Origin of the sequence: Legionella lytica (genome assembly GCF_044626755.1) — a bacterium.
Lineage (GTDB): Bacteria > Pseudomonadota > Gammaproteobacteria > Legionellales > Legionellaceae > Legionella > Legionella lytica_A.
This window is the reverse complement of record NZ_JBGORX010000001.1, coordinates 346,093-364,609: the sequence shown is the minus strand read 5'-3', so window position 1 is coordinate 364,609 and position 18,517 is coordinate 346,093. Positions and strand designations below refer to the sequence as shown.

The window sequence follows — 18,517 nt, the reverse complement described above, 5'->3', positions numbered from 1 at the left end:
ATGACGTAGTATTTTCTCTTCATTGCATGCAATAAACAAATAAACTGTGTGCTCTTTCAGGATCGTTGGGATCGGGATCATCAAATGTTGTTTGTCCTTTTTCTTCCTTAGCACTGTCATTACGAAAGATGCTTCCCTTGCTTACCTCTACTTTACTCTTATATTCTTTCTTTACAGTGTCCATGACTTTCTGTTCGAGTGTTGCAATACGCGCGATTAATTCATTAATAAAGTCTTCTACAACAAATCCTTCTATTCGTGCACTGGAAAATACCATAGAAGAAATTATTGCTTTAGAAGCTTGAGACTCTTGCTGGCTATCAACAACTAAATACCCATGTTCGGGATTATGAGGATCAGCATATGTCTGATGCAGAATAAATTGTTTTAAACAAGAATACATCGTCGATGCTTCATTATTCGTCGGTAGATTACTCCGAGTAAAAAGCAACGCCGAACCCAAAAGATTATAAAATTTACTATTGTCGACTGAGGTAACAAAGGAGGCCCAATAATTATTCCAAGAGGCTTTAGCATCATAGGATTGATTAATAATATCGCGGACGTAACACGCAGATGCATTAAGTAAATATTCACAATCGTCTAAAGATTCAGGTTGCGCTGCAATCTGTTCATCCAGACAACGAATCATCGTTAATAAAAACGCCGCTTGTGAACGTCTTATTTCGGAAATATTATCATATTTCTTTTTCCATATTGTGGGATCTACCGTTTGCTCCTCCAAGTACGCATGAAGAAGGTCTGATACGTCAAAGTATTTGTAATGCTTTGCTAGGGACTTAATACTGCTAATTATGTTTTTTCTAAGTAAATCATATTTTACTAATGTAAAAGCCATTTCATTCCTCCATAAACTTCTAAAAAAAACCATGCCCTATAAAGCACAATTAGCATAGTAGAAAGTAACCGTGCTCACTAAGATTTACATCTTACTGTATTGATAAAATTCCATTGTCAAATGAATTCTAAACTAATTAATGGGAGTACGATATAAAAAAATAATGTTATTTTTTATATCAAACCTAATCTATTTTGATCGCTCCTTATCTCTTTGGTAGTTGCATTATCCTAGTACAATAAGTTAAGTTACGCATTCCCCCAATGGAGGTGTAGTCTTATGAAAAAATATATCTGCTCTGTTCTATTAGCCTTGAGCTGTATTAATACTCATGCTGAAACCAATCAGCCTAAATTGGTTGTACAAATTGTAGTTGACCAATTACGTGGCGATTTAATTCATAAGCATCAACAACAATTCGGTAGCTCAGGATTTAATTTCTTATTAAGTCATTCTATCAATTTCAGTAATGCGCATCATCCTCATGCGAATACCACTACTTGTGCAGGGCATGCCACAATTTCAACGGGTAGTTACCCCGCCATGCATGGCATTATCAATAATGATTGGTACAACCGAAAATCCAAGCAAACAATCTATTGCATGGAGGATTTGAAAACGCAAGTATTACCCACACAACATACGAAAACCCCGATCCCTGGACGTTCGCCAAGAAATTTATATGCATCCACCTTAAGTGATGAAGTAATCTTAGCCAAAAAAGGACGCGCTTTTGGAGTTTCATTTAAAGATCGTTCAGCAATAACGCTTGCAGGACATGCAGGCAAGGCGTTCTGGTTTGATACGACCAATGGTGGCTTTGTAACCAGTAGCTATTATGCTAAGGAATACCCAAACTGGGTAAAAACCTGGAACCAACAGTACCACTCCCCCAATTTCGAGTGGCATTTAGGTAAATCAAAAGCAGAGTATCAAAACGCAAACTCCCCTATTTTCCCACAGGCAGACCAGGCCTTTGGACAGAGTTTTCCACATCAGGTACGACATGAGGAAAATCAAGACTATTTCAAAGCCCTGTCTAAAACTCCAAGGTCCGATCAGTTGACCGCAAGTTTTGCAGAACAACTATTAACTGAAGAGAAACTTGGACTCAGCGCGAATCAAACGGATTATTTAGCTATTAGTTTTTCGGGAGTAGATGCGATTGGGCATCAGTTTGGCCCCAATAGCCTCGAGGCTGAAGATAATTTATTAGAGTTAGATAAACGATTAGCGCATCTTCTTGGAGTAATTGATAAGCAAGTGGGCTTAAACAATACCTTAATTGTCCTTACCGCAGATCATGGGGTTAATGATGGTCCAACATATCTTAAGGCACATAATATTATTGAAATTCAGCCTATTAAAATTGCGGAAATGGAGCGTTTCATTCATAAGGCTTTAAAAAAACACTACAAACTCCCTAAAAAAGCCCTCATGTCTGTCATGCCACCCTATATTTATCTGAACCATCACATAATAAAAAAGCATCACTTAAGTCCTCGTAAAGTAAGTAATTACCTGGCGCAACAATTAACGTTGAAACCCAGGATATTTAAAGCCTATCCCCTCCCCGTTACCCAAATTGAAAAAGATTGGCTCAGTGCAAAAGTAAATAAAATGTATTTTCCTAATCGTGCTGGCGATGTGTATATCGTGCAGCCTCCAAACCAATCGAATGGAGCCAAAGGTATTTATCGTATATCCCACGGCAGCCCCTGGAATTATGACAGTTATGTTCCTTTATTATTTGTACATCCAAGCTTCAAAGCACAACGTATTTTCCGTAAGGTTCATACAACAGATATCGCTACAACTCTATCTTCTTTGCTAATGATCAAAGCCCCATCTGCGGCAGTTGGCCAACCTTTAGAGGAGGTATTGAGCGCATTTAATGGCAACACTCAAACCATGTAGCCCATATTAGAAGCACTCATAATACGGGGAAGAGAAGGTAGAAATCCCCGTATTAGGTTGGGCGAATCCAGATTACATTGCCCAGTTCCATAATTAAAGATTGAATTTGATACAAAAAACTATTACCATTTGCACCAAAATTTAAGCGAAATCATCATGAACAAAGAAGTCATTATTATTGGGATTTCAGGTCCCTCTGCGTCTGGTAAAAGTCTTTTTGCAAATACAATAGTTAACGAGCTAGGCTCCGATCACGTAGTGGTAATCTCTGAAGATGCCTACTACAAAGATAATGGGCATTTACCATTCGCTGATCGAGAAAAAATAAATTATGATCACCCGGATTCATTTGATCATGCACTATTATGCGAGCACTTGCGCCAGCTCCGAGAAGGTAAGCCGGTTGAGATTCCTATTTACTCGCATTCAAAACATCTTCGCTTGCCAGAAACCAGAACGATTGGCAAACATGCCATTATTATTCTGGAAGGTATTTTACTCTTTAGCGATAAAGAATTACGTGACATTATGGACATTCGAATTTTTATGTCTACTCCTCTGGATGTCTGTCTCACACGACGCTTAAAGAGAGATGTTGTAGAACGCCATAGAACATTTGAGTCTGTAGTTCATCAATATGAAACAACCGTACGTCCTATGTATTTGCAGTTTATTGAACCATCAAGCCGTTATGCGGACATTATTGTCCCTCGCGGCGGTGAAAATAGAATTGCTATCGAAATGATTCAAGCAAAAATGCGTGAATTATTAGCTTCACATACTAATACCAAATAGTAATAGGAGAATAACTGTGGGTTTTTTAGCTGGTAAAAAGGCACTGATCATTGGTTTAGCGAGCAACCGCTCTATTGCTTATGGAATTGCCAAAGCCTTTCATGAGCAAGGCGCTGAATTAGCATTCACCTACCAAAACGACCGCTTAAAAGAGCGTGTTGAATCAATGGCTGCTGAGTTTAATTCAAAGCTTGTATTCCCCTGTGATGTTGCCCACGATGAAGAAATTAAAACCCTGTTTGCTAACTTAGGACAGCATTGGGATAAATTAGATAGTATGGTTCATTCTGTAGCTTATGCACCTGCAGATCAAATAAGCGGTGACTTTGTGACCTCTTGTACTCGTGAAGGTTTCAAAATTGCTCACGATATCAGTGCGTACAGCCTAGTTGCTTTAGCGCAAGCCGCTCTACCCATGATGGAAGGAACTGAGGGTTCTATCATTACTCTTAGCTATTATGGTGCTGAAAAAGCAGTACCTAATTATAATGTAATGGGTATTGCTAAGGCGAGCTTAGAGGCTTCTGTACGTTATTTGGCAGCAAGTATGGGGCAACGTGGTTTGCGTGTTAACGCGATTTCCGCAGGCCCAATCAAGACTTTAGCGGCAGCAGGAATTAAAGATTTTCGTAAAATTCAAACTGCTTACGCAAATATTACCCCTCTGCATAGAAACGTGACTATTGAAGAAGTAGGTAATACTGCTGCATTCTTATGTTCAAGCTTAGCCTCAGGTATTACTGGGGAGATAGTCCATGTGGATGCCGGTTATCATGCTGTTTCTACGATGAGTGATTTAGCATAAATTGATTAAGCTCTTGGGTTAAAGCCTAGCTTTAGCCCCAACTTCCAGTCTGATTTAGCCTAAAAACGCCTCTTAAAACTCTTAATTTAATCTAATTTCTCTATCAATGCTGTATTTGCCTGCAACTATACTCATACCTTAGCGTTCCCAATATAAGATAGGTTAAGTCTCCCAATTGAATTACAGTTTATTTTCAATCTTCATTAATTTGACAATCATTGTTAAAAAAAATTACTATTAGCCCGATATAAATAGAGCAAAAAGAAAATAAATGACTCATTGCATAATATTCCCTTAAGCTCCATTTGTTATTATTCATTATTATTTTGCCTTTAGAAAAGTACATAAAATGACTGATAAAAAATTAGACATAGTAGCATCCACCATTGAGCAGGATCAGCAAACCGTAGCGAGTCAATGGGCTAATACTTTTTTGCACAATAACCCCAATGATGTGGGGACGCAAATCATGCAATTGTTAAGTGCCTGTGTCGCTGCCGGCGACTTTAAAACTCGCTCGGCCTTTTCTTCATCTAATGAATTACAAGCCCCCAATGATCAATTAACCATCGCTGATTATTTATCGCATGCCAGCCGTATTATTCTGGATTATGAAGGGCTTTCTGAAGCGTATAGGGCAGAGTTATTAAGCTATTTCCCAGCTCCGGGCTCCTCCAACGCAATATTTTCTCGTTCTGCAACTCATAATGTATATCGTAAAGACGAAACCATTGCGGAGGGCAAAGGAGTACTTATAGGACTGCGCGGACAATTACCTACTTTATTCAATACGCCACGTGACTTTGGAGTCAATATCGCCATGGGCGGTGAAGGCAAACAGAATTTCTATGGCAAAAAAATTTCGGACAATGGATTTAGTGGCCATGTTTATTTTCACAAAAATGAAGCTGACCATTTATTAATGGTTGGACTGGAGCAGAGTGCACCAGCGGCCTCTATTTTGGAGTTATTCACTGGACATCCAGAATTCAATGAAGAAGAACAACAGCATAGTGACCAATTTGGTCAAGGGCATTCGTTAACTGGAGCCTCTGACGTATATACTGCAGCTGCATCATTATATTTCAGTGATCCAGTGTATCAAGCCAAACTAATACTGGAAAAAGGTTGCTTCCCACCGGAAAAATATGGTGCGATGCAAGTGACGTTAACTGATGGTAATTGGCCAGCTATTAAAAGCTTCTTAGAGGCACTCAAGCAAGGAGCAAATAAAAAATCAGAAGATGAGCTCGTACAACGCCTTTTGCAAAAACCAGTAACGGCTAGTCCCCAAAAACAAGAGTTCATAAGTTACATCGCTCTTGATTTTAAAACTTATTTTCAGCGTATTTATACGACATTCATCAAAAACAGTAGCCTAGAGCAAACAGAGCAACTGAACTTGCACACCATGCAAAACGATTTATTAGAACTGATTAAGAAACTTCAGAATGGTGACCATGATTCTTATGAAGCTTTTCTTAATCTAGTAGCTAAAATTACGGACCACGAATTAATCCCTACACCATATAAAGAAGCTATTGCACGTGTTGGTAAACTGTTCGACTTACAACTTAGCCTTGATAGTGAATTAAAGAATATACATGGCAAATTAATGTTAAATGCACGCTATGAAGAATTGCAGGAAGAGCGCAATGAACTAATACAAAAATTAGCGGTAATCAAGCAATATTTTGAATCGGAATATATTAATAAAGATCAGGAAATTTATAATTTTCTTGGGGCTTTAGGTAAGCAATTAGATTTATTTCTCCAACCCGAAGACGATTCGGTGTCCATAACCGAAACTGATTTAGGGCTAAGTGTAATCATCACCAATCCTGTATCAGGAATTACTGCAGAAAAAGTTGCTGAGTTAGATCAGCAAATTCAACAATGCCGTATCCTTTTAAGTCAAACACCTAAATTGCACTCACAAGCTGCAATGAATGAACAACATGAATTATTGGGACAAGAGAAAGAAAACAGAAAGCAACTTGAACAAGAGTTTGCAGACTACAAATTACAGGCGGATGCGGCCCTAAAACAGCAGCAACAAATGCATGTAGAGGAACAACAAAAACTCGTGGAAGCCAATTTAGTTGCCCAACAAGAACTTGCAAGTAAACATTTAGAAGTCCAAAAACAGCTCACAGATGAGTATTTAGAAGAGCGACAAAAACTTCAAGCTGTAATTCAAAACGCGCAACAGCAATATGAGCGACTACTAAAACAAGGGGAAATAGCCCAAGCGCGTATGGCAAGAATTGCTCCGATTCTAAGCAATATTGAAAACCTGGAAGTACTGAGGACACATTTAGCCCAAAAAGGACCGAAAAGTGCACAGGCAGAGGTTGAAGCTGGGCAATTAATTTCCGAACTTAGAAAGATTATTGGCCGATATAATAATAATCCAACTGAAAATGAGGAAGAAGCCCTTGCTGACTTTAAACACGAGTGTACTAATGAGTTATTAAAACCTAGAGCAGAATTAGACAAACATGAAAGTTATAGACGTATTATTTCCAATATACTCTTGGCTCTTTCTTTATTAATTGTTGGTTATGTCGTAGCTGCAGGTGTAAACCGTGTAACAACGGGTCGTTATACCTTTTTCAATAGCTCAGCTTCAGCGTTGATAGAAAATGTTGCTGGTTTAACTATAAAATCGGCATTGGATACAGGAAAGGAAAATGAACTGGTGCAAGAACCAGGGAGTGATCTTTTGATAAATTCCAGAAACTAATACTTTAATATAACTAGGGTGCGAGAAGCGGAATCTACAGACCTCGCCCCCAGCTCGATACTCCTACATCTGGCGGCTAGTCCGCTGACGTAAAAAGAAATATACCAAGAAAAAGCTGCAAGTCACCAAGTTTCCCAATAAAGAACGCATTAATCGTGTTGGGGTAGCGTATACAGGGAGCAAAGCATCCATCAAGTTTCGCCCCTGTATTTACGACTTCTTTACTAAAGAATAATTTCACCAGTCTTTTTAAATACCGTATCAATAGCCATTAACGATTCTAACAGTGGCTTCATTTTCTCTAAAGGCCAACTATTAGGACCATCACTTAAAGCCTGATCAGGATTAGGGTGAGTTTCCATAAAAATACCCGAAATACCTGCCGCTACTGCAGCACGAGCAAGAACAGGGACAAACTCACGTTGCCCACCAGAAACCCCGTTATTTCCACCAGGAAGCTGGACTGAATGAGTCGCATCATAAACTACTGGGCAACCCGTTTCGCGCATAATCGCTAAAGAGCGCATATCAGAAACTAAATTGTTGTAGCCGAAACTCACGCCTCGCTCACAAGCCATAATTTGCTCATTGCCCCCAGCTTTTGCTTTGGTAATTACATGTTGCATTTCCCAAGGTGCTAAAAACTGGCCTTTCTTGATGTTTACCGGCTTATTCATTGCCGCTACTTTTTGAATAAAATTTGTTTGTCGGCATAAAAACGCAGGGGTTTGTAACACATCAACCACACTGGATACTTCAACTAAAGGCGTATCTTCATGCACATCGGTTAAGACTGGCACCCCAATTTGTGCCTTTACTTTTTCCAAAATTGCCAAGCCCTTTTCAAAACCAGGGCCACGATAGCTGGATAAAGACGAACGATTTGCTTTATCAAAAGATGATTTATAAATAAAAGAAATATTAAGCTCGCTACATAACTCTTTTAAATAGCCCGCTGTCTCCAATGCTAAACCTTCACTTTCAATAACACAGGGGCCTGCGATTAAGAATAAAGGTTTATCCAAGCCTACTTCAAATCCACATAATTTCATGCGTTATCCTTGTTTTGATGTCTAGTCCGTGCAGCAAGTACAAATTGTTTAAACAATGGATGACTGCCTCTTGGCGTTGACGTAAATTCTGGATGGAATTGGCATGCTAAAAACCAAGGATGATCTGCTAACTCAACCATTTCCACTAAAGTGTTGTCTGCTGAGCGACCTGAAATAATCATGCCATGCTCAACTAAACTTTCCACAAACCTATTATTCACTTCATATCGGTGGCGATGACGCTCAATAATTTGTGGCTTTTCATAAACTGTGCGCGCTAAAGTGCCCTCTTCCAATTGGCATAACTGAGCTCCTAAACGCATAGTACCGCCTAAATCGGTGTGTTCATCGCGCAATTGCTTAGAACCATCGGCATCCATCCACTCATTGATTAATCCAAGTACAGGATATGGAGTATTTTTATCAAATTCAGTAGAGTTTGCCCCAGATAAACCAACAACATGGCGCGCAAATTCAATTACTGCCGTTTGCATTCCCAAGCAAATCCCTAAGAAAGGTACTTTATTCTCACGAGCATATTGAATGGCTTTAATCTTACCCTCAACACCCCGCTCCCCAAAGCCACCAGGAACCAGAACAGCATCCACCGTGTCCAGTAACTCGGTACCATGCTTTTCAATGAGCTCGGCATCAACATAAACAATTTCTACTTTAGTTTGTGTATGAATTCCAGCATGCAATAAAGCTTCATTAATGGATTTGTAAGCATCATTGAGTTCAATGTACTTGCCAACCATGGCTACTTTTACCGTCATGGTTCGAGTCTTTTGCATGTCCACAACACGTTCCCATTCACTAAGGTCGGCTGGTTTGGCATTCAGAGCTAGTTTTTTAACAACAATCTCATCTAACCCTTGTTCATGCAAAATCATGGGAATTTGATAAATGCTCGGTGCATCTTCCAAGGGAATTACACCTTCTTTATCCACGTTCGTAAACAATGCGATTTTAGCGCGATCAGCCATTGATAAGGCTTTTTCAGATCGGCAAATTAAAATATCTGGCTGAATACCAATAGAACGTAATTCTTTTACAGAATGCTGAGTAGGTTTGGTTTTAGTCTCACCTGACGTAGCGATATAAGGAACCAAAGTTAAATGAATAAAAATAGCTCTTTGTGAACCTAATTCGATACGCAGCTGACGAATTGCTTCTAAGAAAGGCAAGGATTCAATATCCCCAACCGTTCCGCCGATTTCAACCATTGCCACATCAAAACCATCAGCACCTAATTTAATGCATCGTTTGATTTCATTAGTGATGTGAGGAATAACCTGGACCGTGCCCCCTAAATAATCTCCGCGTCGTTCTTTTTTAATTACGTTTTCGTAAATTTTTCCCGAAGTGAAATTATTACGTTTTGTCATGATGGTATTTACAAAACGCTCGTAATGTCCTAAGTCCAAATCAGTTTCAGCACCATCATTGGTTACGAAAACCTCTCCATGTTGAAAAGGACTCATTGTGCCAGGGTCGACGTTAATGTATGGATCAAGTTTGATTAATGTAACACTAAGACCGCGTGCCTCAAGAATGGCAGCTAAAGATGCAGCAGCGATACCCTTCCCTAAAGAAGAAACAACACCACCCGTAATAAAAATAAAGTTTGTCATATTGACCCCGTTCAAAATGCTGCGTTCACTAGGGCCTGTGCCCCTAAATACATGAAAATTACATTCGCATGTAAACGGGATTTAATTCTATCAAAATGCAGATAAAAATGACACCAATTTCTTATTTATATATAAAGAAAAGAGTAAACTTAATTTTTCGATGAGAAAATATCTGAAAAATCCTAGCTGTAGACTGCTCTGAGAGGCCCCTGCCCCCAAACTAAAAAAATACCTTGACTCAATTTACGCGACTCCCGCGGTCAACGCCGCGGGAATTCGAGAGCACTTTTTAGGAAATAGTTCCCACCAACCAATCAGCGACGTTTAAGGCAACATTCACTTAGCTTAATAGATATGGACTAATATAAAAGCTTAGCCGCAGTATCAATACTAATTAATTCCCAAAAAATGTCCCATTTTTTCCTTTTTAGTTTTTAGATAGCCCTGACTCTCTGTCGTCGCATCCACTTCTAAAGGAATACGCTGGGTTACCGTTACACCAAAATTCTCAATGGCCGAGAGCTTAAGTGGGTTATTCGTTAGTAACCTAATGTTATCAATTCCAAAATGCTTTAATATTTGGTAAGCAATGGTGTAATCACGATTATCTACCGGAAGACCTAACTTGCAATTGGCATCGACCGTATCCAATCCTTGATCTTGCAGTGCATATGCCTTTAACTTGTTCGCTAGGCCAATGCCCCGCCCTTCTTGGCGTAAGTAAATCAATATGCCCCCTTCCTCAGCAATTTGAGCTAGGGATTGATCAAGTTGCTTACCGCAGTCACATTTACATGAACCGAAAATATCACCGGTAATGCATTCAGAATGAATGCGAACCAAAGGTATGAGATTTGCATGTTGAGATGGCTTAACTAGAGCAAAATGTTCTTTTAAATCTAATTCATTAGTAAAGACAGTCATGTTAAAGTCCCCTTTATCCTGCAAGGGAATACGCGCGGTGGCAGCCTCACTTACTAACACTTCATGACGTACTCGGTAATCGATTAAGTCTTTAATCGTAACTAGAGGAATATTATGCTCTTGTGAAAAACGAACTAAATCATCAAAACGACTCATGGTGCCATCTTCATTAATAATTTCGCAAATCACCGCAGCAGGAGTTAAACCCGCAAGCTTAGCTAAATCAACACTGCCTTCAGTTTGGCCTTGTCGCTCTAACACACCTTTTTTTCGTGCGCGTAAAGGAAAGACATGTCCAGGAGAAATAATATCCTCGGCAGTGGTTGCCGAATTAATAGCGACCTGAATTGTATGAGATCTATCTTTGGCTGAAATTCCAGTGGAAACACCTTCTGCTGCTTCAATAGAAACAGTAAAAGCTGTACCGTAAGGCGATTTATTCTTTTGAGCCATCATAGGTAATTGTAATTTATCCACGAGCTCTTCAGCCATGGACAAACAAATTAAACCACAACCATAACGTGACATGAAATTAATTGCTTCAGGCGTAGCATGCTCCGCGGCGATAATTAAATCCCCTTCGTTTTCCCTATCTTCATCATCGATTAAGATAATCATGTTACCGGCTTTTAGTGTTTCCACTGCCTGTTCAATTGTTGCGAGTAAATGCTTCATAAACGCGACCTCATTTAATGCAGAGTAGATTGGTCTTCTTGCCAATCAATACATGCGATCATATTATCCCCCATAGCCTTCCATGAGACAGTATGTGGACGGTTAAATATCTCTTCTTGTTGGTATGCAGAAATTGCATTTGGCTCCAAACTGGTTGGAACGAGATACAAGTAAGTTCGATGAACTAATCCTTCACGATGTAAAGCACTAAAAATAGCACCTCCGGCCTCAACCCAAACATCATGATACCCCAATTCACCTAAGTTCTGAATTATCGCAGCTAAATTCATCCTCCCATCCAACAGAGGCATAAAATGCAGACTGCTGTTTGGATATGCAACTTGTCGCTCATCAGCATGATAAATATGACAATGAGAGGCAGTTGAAAAAATGGTGGCTTCTTTATTCAGTGTTAATTGCCTATCAATAATGGCTATAGGCTTTGCCCTTTCCTCAGCTCCCAAGCGTACATTCAACTTAGGATTATCTAGATGGATTGTGCGCGCACTCGTCAGAATTACATCTGCTTCTGCACGTTTTTGATGGGTAAACTCCCCACAAAGTAAATTTGATAACATGACCCGCTCACCCGCTGCTCGTCCAATTTTACCATTTAGAGTATGGGCCATCTTCACCGTCACTCGGGGTCTTCGGGTTAAAACCCAATGGGTGTAACTTTTATAAAATTCAGTAATCTCTTCTACCGGATAATGGGTTACTTTAATTCCTTGAGCACGTAACTTTTCAGACGAATTATTTTGAGCCACTATGGGATTAGGATCCGAATAAGCAAAAATAACATGGTCAACGCCACCATGGTTGATAATTGCATCAACACAAGGAGGAGTTCGTCCCCAGTGATTGCAAGGCTCTAGAGAAATATAAAGACTAATTCCTGGCGTTTTAGGTGGGATCTGTGCTAACAATAATGGTTCAGCATGTGGAGTTCCTGCTCCTCGATGGCTGGCCTGTGCTATAATATTTCCATTTTGCACAGCGACAGCTCCAACACAAGGATTGGGAGCGCAAAAACCTAGCCCTAACCGGGCTTGTTCGAGTGCTGCGAGCAAAAATTTTTTATGCATTGATGTATGGTACCTTTAAACGCTGTACGAATGATAACAAATTATTCAATTTTTGAGTAGCCTAATGATTAGATTGAAAATTAAAAACTATGTTTTTGGGATGCTTCTGGCAAGCACTTTAATTCAACCTGTCACGGCCCAAGGGTTGTCCCCCTATTCCACAAATGAACTGGAACAATTAGAAAAAGAATTTGTTCAGCAGATTAATCAATCAGATAGCGTGGAGCGTAATCCTTTAGCCACTCAATATATAAATCATGTAGGAAAAAACCTCGCAACTCATGGACGCATCAGAACGCCTGATTTTTTTATTGTAAAATCTCATGAAATAAATGCCTTTGCCGGCCCTGGAGGGCATATAGGGATTAATTCGCAGCTTATTTTAATCACCAATAATGAAAGCGAGTTAGCCGGAGTAATGGCTCACGAGATTGCACACGTACGTTTACATCATTTGTACAGTGCCATTGAGCATCAAAAACAAATGCGTATCCCTATGCTTGCATCCTTGCTTGCTTCTGCAGCTTTAGGAGTGATTAATCCTACCGTGGGCATGGGCGCAATGATGGGCTCCTTATCGGGTTTTAATCAGGACAATATTAATTTTACGCGCTCCAAAGAAAAAGAAGCAGACCGAATTGGTATCGATATGCTAATTAAAGCAGGTTATAATCCGCACAGCATGGCGGCCTTTTTTAAAAAAATGCAGGAAAACTCACGTTATTATTATACCGCTAATGTTCCCGCTATCTTGCGTACTCACCCTCTGGATTCAGACCGTATTGCCGAGGCGGAGAGCCGTACTACTCAATTTGCCAAGAAGATCTATCCAAGTTCTACAGATTATGCTTTTGTTAAAGAAATCATCCGCAACGCAGTAGCCTCTGATCCTAAATTATTGTTTGAATACTATACCCACCAATGCCCCAAAGTGAGCCCTATAGACGCTTGCAAATATGGGCAAGTACTGGCGTTATTAAATACGAATAAATTTTCTCAAGCTCAAGCGCTACTAACCCCCTTATTAGCCCAAAATAATAATCTTTATTTCCAAATAGCAATGAGCCAAGCACAAACGGGGCTATCTCAGCATCAGGCCGCTGTAGCGCGCATGGCAGAAATGCAAACTAATTACCCTAACAGCTATGCGGTACTTATGGCCCACGCTCAAGCTTTATTGGCAGCAGATCAGAACGCCAAAGCCACCAGCATCTTGCTTCGAGGCAGTCGTCAGTACAAACATGACCTTCCCCTTTGTCGAGAGCTAGCTCGTGCTCAGGCCAAATCGAACCAAAAAAGTTATGCTTATTTTACACAAGCACAGTGTTTATTGCTGGAGGGACAAAAACGAGCGGCCGTGGCACAATTGAAAGTTGCTCGGAGTCTTGCGAAGAATGATGAGTACTTGCAAGCGAGGATTACAGCTAAAATAGATGAGATTGTTAATTAACTTATAGTTGGGCTTATAGTTGGGCCTATAACTCAAAATTCTTATCATGCTTACTTCAGGCGACTTGTCCGCGTGCTCCAAAGCTTCAATGCGTCGAGTGAAATTTCGATTCCGCGAACAAGTCGCGGAACGTAGGTATAAAAGGAGACTAAACGTCCCTATTTAATCTCTAAAATTCTCATACTGCATAGGTAACTTAATCTCAGATTTCTTCAACATAGCAATCGCTTCTTGAAGATCGTCACGCTTCTTACCCGACACACGCACCTTATCGCCTTGAATAGAACCTTGTACTTTTAACTTAGCATCTTTCAAATACTTCACTATTTCTTTTGCTGTTGGTTGATCAATCCCCTGCTTAAAGGTCATGTTCAAAGAATAAAACTTGCCACTATGAACGGGTTTCTCTTCCATATCGACCCCGGATGCATCCAAATTTCGTTTGCTGCAATGGTTACGGAACAAGTCTTCTAATTGACGAACTTGGAAATCAGATTCGGCACGTAACGTAACGGTAAGCTCTTTTAGCTCAATACTTGACTCAACCCCACGAAAATCAAAACGGGTTCCCATTTCACGTACGGCGTTATCTACAGCATTGCGTAGTTCTACCTCATTCGTTTCTGAAACAATATCAAAAGATGGCATAAGATTCTCATTCGAATTAAAAAAGGTAATTTAACAAAAAATGCCTCTGTTCAACAACATTTATTTATTGTTCAAATTATTGACAATTTGATATAAGTGAATCTAAACTTAGAATAGAGAGTAGCCTTCCTAAAAGGTCCCAAAATGAATGAGCAATACACCGCGTCTGTATACTGTGGCGAAGAACAGATTGCTAACCAGGCTGGGAATGATATTGATGGGCTTTATACTTGGATGCTCACTCAAGCAAGTTCTCACATCGGAAACATTCACGGAGAAATAGTCGATAATCAAACCCAAAAAGTTATCCGTACCTTTCGGAAATCCGCTATAGAATAACCTCTATTGACTAAATGCTATAAGCACTTAAAATTCCTAGCATACTAACAGCGGCTTATCTAAGCCCATAAAAATAAAGTGTCCTATGTCTAATCAGCCCATCTCTTCTTTTAAACTTATGTGGTTATTAAGTTACATTTCTATTGCTTCGGTATCAGCAACAATTATTACCCCTGCCCTCCCGTTAATTCAGCGTTACTACGCATTAAATCCCGGAGCAGTGGAATGGTTAGTTTCAGCATTCTTGATTGGTTATACAATTGGTCAACTGCTTTATGCTCCGCTTGCTAATCGTTACGGTAGTTTAAAAGCCTTACGTTTCGGACTAATAATCAATTTATCAGGAACAATCATTTGCCTGCTTGCTCTTGCACTCAATAATTATTGGCTATTAGTCAGTGGACGCTTAATTACCGCTTTAGGTGCTGCCAGTGGATTAGCCTGTACCTTCATGCTGATTAATGCTTGGTTACCCGAGCAACAACGCAAAACAGCGATGGCCTATTCAGTGCTTTCCTTTGCTCTGGGCATAGGTATTGCCGTAGTCTTAGGCGGTATGATTACTGACTTTTGGCAGTGGCAAGGATGTTTCTGGTTTTTGTTAATGCATGCCATTGTGGTGCTTGGTGGCACTTATGTGTTCAAGGAAGCGTCCTTTGTCTCCAAACCAATTCAGGTTCTGACGATTATTAAGGATTATACTGTCGCCTTATCCTCGCCTAAGTTGGTGGTATTTTCTCTGGTAGTAGGTAGTTCCACGACAATATCTTATTGTTTTTCTGCTGCAGGTCCCCAAATCGCTAAAGATATATTAGCTCTTTCTCCTGCTGAATATGGATATTGGAATGGATTAAACATCATTGGCATGTTAGCTGGAGGTCTTATGGTCAAACAGCTTTTAGCACGCTTTTCTGCAATCCAGGTTATTACGATTGGTTTTCTTGGCATCGCTTTGGGCATTATGAATTTATTTTTCATGTGGACAATGAACAGCCATTCGACTCTATGGTTTTTCCTAATCGCTGCCAGCTTTTATTTATTTAATGGTCTATTATTTTCCAGTGGTTCATTCATTGCATCAAATGCTCTGAGCGACAAAGCAAGTGCCGCAGGAATGATGAGCTTTATTAATATGAGTTTTGCAACACTCTGGGTAATTGTCATGGGCTATTTAGGGGTTAATCCCTTACTCAGTTTTGCAGAAACTTTAAGCTTGGTATGGGTCCTGGTCATTGTCTTAGTGCTTATCGAAAAACAAAGCACGAAAGTGAGACAATATGTGAGCGAAGGATCCTAAAATTAGGGATAAGTTGATCGGGAAAGAAAAACCTGGTTACAAGCAACCAGGTCACATTATTTTGAAAATAGCTGGCCTTATGGGGCGATATGGATATCTACTTGGTTTTCGTCTATGTGCGTATCTTCCCTCATTACACCTAGCTGTTCTTTAAATTTACTCGTTACAGAACTTTGTTCTTCAACCAACTCTGCCCCTGACTGCACATTAACTTCAGCATGAATCACCTTATCTTCACCCGGTTCTTCAAATAAATCAGCAATATCCTCTATCCCGTATTGTTCCTCTTCACTAGATTCCTCAAATAACTCTGATATATCCTCTAGAGAATCTTCTTCATCTTCACTATCCGAATCATTAAAGTTAAAATCTTTAAAATCGAAAATAGGGACAGGGAATGTTATCTTATCGAATAAATTCTGTAATTTATTCGCAATACGTACAACATTAGCAAAATTTTGCTCACCCTCCAGTTTTTTCGCCTCAACCTCTATTGCTTTAGCGTAAATCTCATATTGAGCTTTATCAGTCTCTTTTAAATCAACTAACTCTTCCTCTATTTTATTAATCACCTCTTTACAGGCATCCTTTTTCATTGCAAGCAACTGCTGTTCATCGTAACCCAGTTGCTTTTTACCAAAAAGATTTTGGATGTAATTAATAAGTAGATTTACCATTGTAGAGAATGAACGATATTGATCTTTCTCTTTACTTTGAATAATGTTTTCCGCTTGCTCAGAAAAAGGTACTCCATTCTGCTTTAATATTCTCAGTACATCTAAGTCAGTTCGTTTCACTGACAAAGGAGACATAGACAAGAGCGAAAGTACTTCTTTAGACATGTCAGGATGAGCATTAATTAGTTTCTCTAAAGCGTAGGGTTGATTATGCTCTATTGCCTTCAAGAAATAATTAAGAAGCTGTTTTTCATTGAGTGGCTCTTTATAACTATTTAATTGACCTATTAATATTTTAATACATTCTGTATTACCTTTTTCTACAGCATAACCCAGAGCTACATGGATTCCATCAACCATATTTTTGTTCATGAAAATTTGTAAGTAAGCATCTTTGGCAAAATCCATGCTTACTCCACCTGGAATAGTCAATTTTCCATTGTTCATATTTTCAGTTACGAATTTATCAACATAGGCTCTCTGGCTAGGCTGCACCTCATTTAAAACTCGCTCCAATATTTGCGGATTTCCACCCTTCGCCGCAAGCGCCACAAGATGACCAAGATGCTCTGATGAATAACACTGCGGGAAATACTTTTCCAGCTGACTGTAAGTGCCTAAACGGCCTGTCCCAATTGCAATTTCCAGTAGTACTCTCAATTTTTTAGACGGTTCAGTCTCAGCATGAATTATCTCTAATAAAGGCTCTAGAGCAGCACTATTATTCTTCAAAACCACACGTTTTGCCGTGGTAAATAGTTCCTCTTTACTGGGTTGAATTTGAGCAATTAGCATTTTTATAACGAGTGGATCTTTAATGATAGTACTAGCATAGTCAAAGGTATTAAATGTTTTAGAACCCAGCTTAGCAGTTGACTTTTGGGGTGATAAATGGTGTTCATAAAGCGCTTGAATCTCAGGAAAAGGGACTTGCCTGGGAGTTGCATCTGGATTGCGAACCACATGCACCTCCATGCCTAAATTGCCTCGTCCATACCCAAAAACATTTTTATGCAACTCCTTAATCATGGCAGCTTCTGATACAAATTCTTTAAAGCCTGAGGAGTAATTAGGATCATAAATTCGATATTTATCGTTGAGTTTACGTACAGAAACAGCATGATTTACACTGTGCACTATCATCACTTCATCATGTTGCAGCTCTATTTTAGCAATAACTTGACTCCATTCCTTATCTGCTGCTGCCAAAGCAAAATCAAATGAAGAACTTAATGGTTTCCCATTAATTTTTAGCATTTCCATACTTGTAGACTGAGTTTGGCTTAAATCATACTTGCTCGGCTGAAAAGACAGCAATACCTGGCTAGCAAACAATAAAATGGAACCCTCTTGCAATCCATAGTTTTCTTCTTCGGTCAGTTTCCCATCAGCAATTAGCTTAAGAATCTTAAAAAACTCTGCCTCTTTTTCAGGTCCCTGCAATGCATATTGAGCATATACCATAGCTAAACCGTTACAAACCCCTCCCTCATTAAAATGAACTTGGGTAGGAAAGCGTAACTTCTTAAACTCTTGATTTAAATTGTCTATTAATAAATCTTGACCTAAATAACTCATGATGTAACCTCTCGAGAACACTTGACCGCAAATAAT

Annotated in this window: 14 protein-coding genes; 7 read left to right on the top strand and 7 right to left on the bottom strand. The window is 39.5% G+C overall.

The genetic code is table 11. The features are described from left to right. Window positions 1–19: 19 nt before the first annotated feature. Window positions 20–859: a hypothetical protein gene (locus tag ACD661_RS01495; protein WP_400185795.1), complete on the bottom strand. Its 840-nt coding sequence runs from the start codon at window positions 857–859 to the stop codon at window positions 20–22. A gap of 279 nt (window positions 860–1,138) precedes the next feature. Here ACD661_RS01495 and ACD661_RS01490 point away from each other — a divergent pair, with 279 nt between their 5' ends. The 4 genes from ACD661_RS01490 to ACD661_RS01475 all read left to right on the top strand — a co-directional run bounded on the left by ACD661_RS01490 (window position 1,139) and on the right by ACD661_RS01475 (window position 7,122). Beyond that, complete coding sequence (locus ACD661_RS01490; protein WP_400185794.1) at window positions 1,139–2,776, top strand: alkaline phosphatase family protein; 1,638 nt, start codon at window positions 1,139–1,141, stop codon at window positions 2,774–2,776. Between the two features lie 156 nt (window positions 2,777–2,932). Next, complete coding sequence (udk, locus tag ACD661_RS01485) at window positions 2,933–3,571, top strand: uridine kinase (RefSeq protein WP_058534773.1); 639 nt, start codon at window positions 2,933–2,935, stop codon at window positions 3,569–3,571. 16 nt (window positions 3,572–3,587) lie between these two features. Then, entirely contained in the window at window positions 3,588–4,376 is a 789-nt protein-coding gene (locus ACD661_RS01480) for an enoyl-ACP reductase FabI (protein ID WP_400185793.1), read from the top strand. A gap of 349 nt (window positions 4,377–4,725) precedes the next feature. Continuing rightward, complete coding sequence (locus tag ACD661_RS01475; protein WP_400185791.1) at window positions 4,726–7,122, top strand: hypothetical protein; 2,397 nt, start codon at window positions 4,726–4,728, stop codon at window positions 7,120–7,122. A 224-nt stretch (window positions 7,123–7,346) separates the two neighbouring features. Here ACD661_RS01475 and kdsA read toward each other — a convergent pair whose 3' ends face one another. The 4 genes from kdsA to ribD all read right to left on the bottom strand — a co-directional run bounded on the left by kdsA (window position 7,347) and on the right by ribD (window position 12,492). Next, entirely contained in the window at window positions 7,347–8,174 is an 828-nt protein-coding gene (kdsA, locus tag ACD661_RS01470) for a 3-deoxy-8-phosphooctulonate synthase (protein ID WP_400185790.1), read from the bottom strand. Continuing rightward, window positions 8,171–9,808: a CTP synthase gene (locus ACD661_RS01465; protein WP_400185789.1), complete on the bottom strand. Its 1,638-nt coding sequence runs from the start codon at window positions 9,806–9,808 to the stop codon at window positions 8,171–8,173. The genes kdsA and ACD661_RS01465 overlap by 4 nt, the downstream gene beginning before the upstream one ends. Window positions 9,809–10,198: 390 nt before the next feature. Continuing rightward, window positions 10,199–11,407: a 3,4-dihydroxy-2-butanone-4-phosphate synthase gene (gene ribB, locus ACD661_RS01460; protein WP_400185788.1), complete on the bottom strand. Its 1,209-nt coding sequence runs from the start codon at window positions 11,405–11,407 to the stop codon at window positions 10,199–10,201. A gap of 14 nt (window positions 11,408–11,421) precedes the next feature. Next, window positions 11,422–12,492, bottom strand: coding sequence for a bifunctional diaminohydroxyphosphoribosylaminopyrimidine deaminase/5-amino-6-(5-phosphoribosylamino)uracil reductase RibD (gene ribD / locus ACD661_RS01455; protein WP_400185787.1), 1,071 nt, complete (start codon window positions 12,490–12,492; stop codon window positions 11,422–11,424). Between the two features lie 100 nt (window positions 12,493–12,592). On the opposite strand from ribD, the gene ACD661_RS01450 reads away from it, so the two are divergent. Continuing rightward, complete coding sequence (locus tag ACD661_RS01450) at window positions 12,593–13,942, top strand: M48 family metalloprotease (protein ID WP_400187199.1); 1,350 nt, start codon at window positions 12,593–12,595, stop codon at window positions 13,940–13,942. Between the two features lie 162 nt (window positions 13,943–14,104). On the opposite strand, the gene ACD661_RS01445 is transcribed toward ACD661_RS01450, so the two are convergent. Then, on the bottom strand, window positions 14,105–14,590 hold the full coding sequence (locus ACD661_RS01445) for a YajQ family cyclic di-GMP-binding protein (protein ID WP_400185786.1): 486 nt from the start codon (window positions 14,588–14,590) through the stop codon (window positions 14,105–14,107). 144 nt (window positions 14,591–14,734) lie between these two features. On the opposite strand from ACD661_RS01445, the gene ACD661_RS01440 reads away from it, so the two are divergent. Together ACD661_RS01440 and ACD661_RS01435 are read left to right on the top strand one after the other, a co-directional pair. Continuing rightward, window positions 14,735–14,929, top strand: a complete 195-nt coding sequence (locus ACD661_RS01440; protein ID WP_400185785.1) for a hypothetical protein — start codon at window positions 14,735–14,737, stop codon at window positions 14,927–14,929. Between the two features lie 85 nt (window positions 14,930–15,014). Next, window positions 15,015–16,226, top strand: a complete 1,212-nt coding sequence (locus ACD661_RS01435) for an MFS transporter (RefSeq protein WP_400185784.1) — start codon at window positions 15,015–15,017, stop codon at window positions 16,224–16,226. 77 nt (window positions 16,227–16,303) lie between these two features. On the opposite strand, the gene ACD661_RS01430 is transcribed toward ACD661_RS01435, so the two are convergent. Next, entirely contained in the window at window positions 16,304–18,481 is a 2,178-nt protein-coding gene (locus tag ACD661_RS01430) for a hypothetical protein (RefSeq protein ID WP_400185782.1), read from the bottom strand. Window positions 18,482–18,517 lie beyond the last annotated feature (36 nt).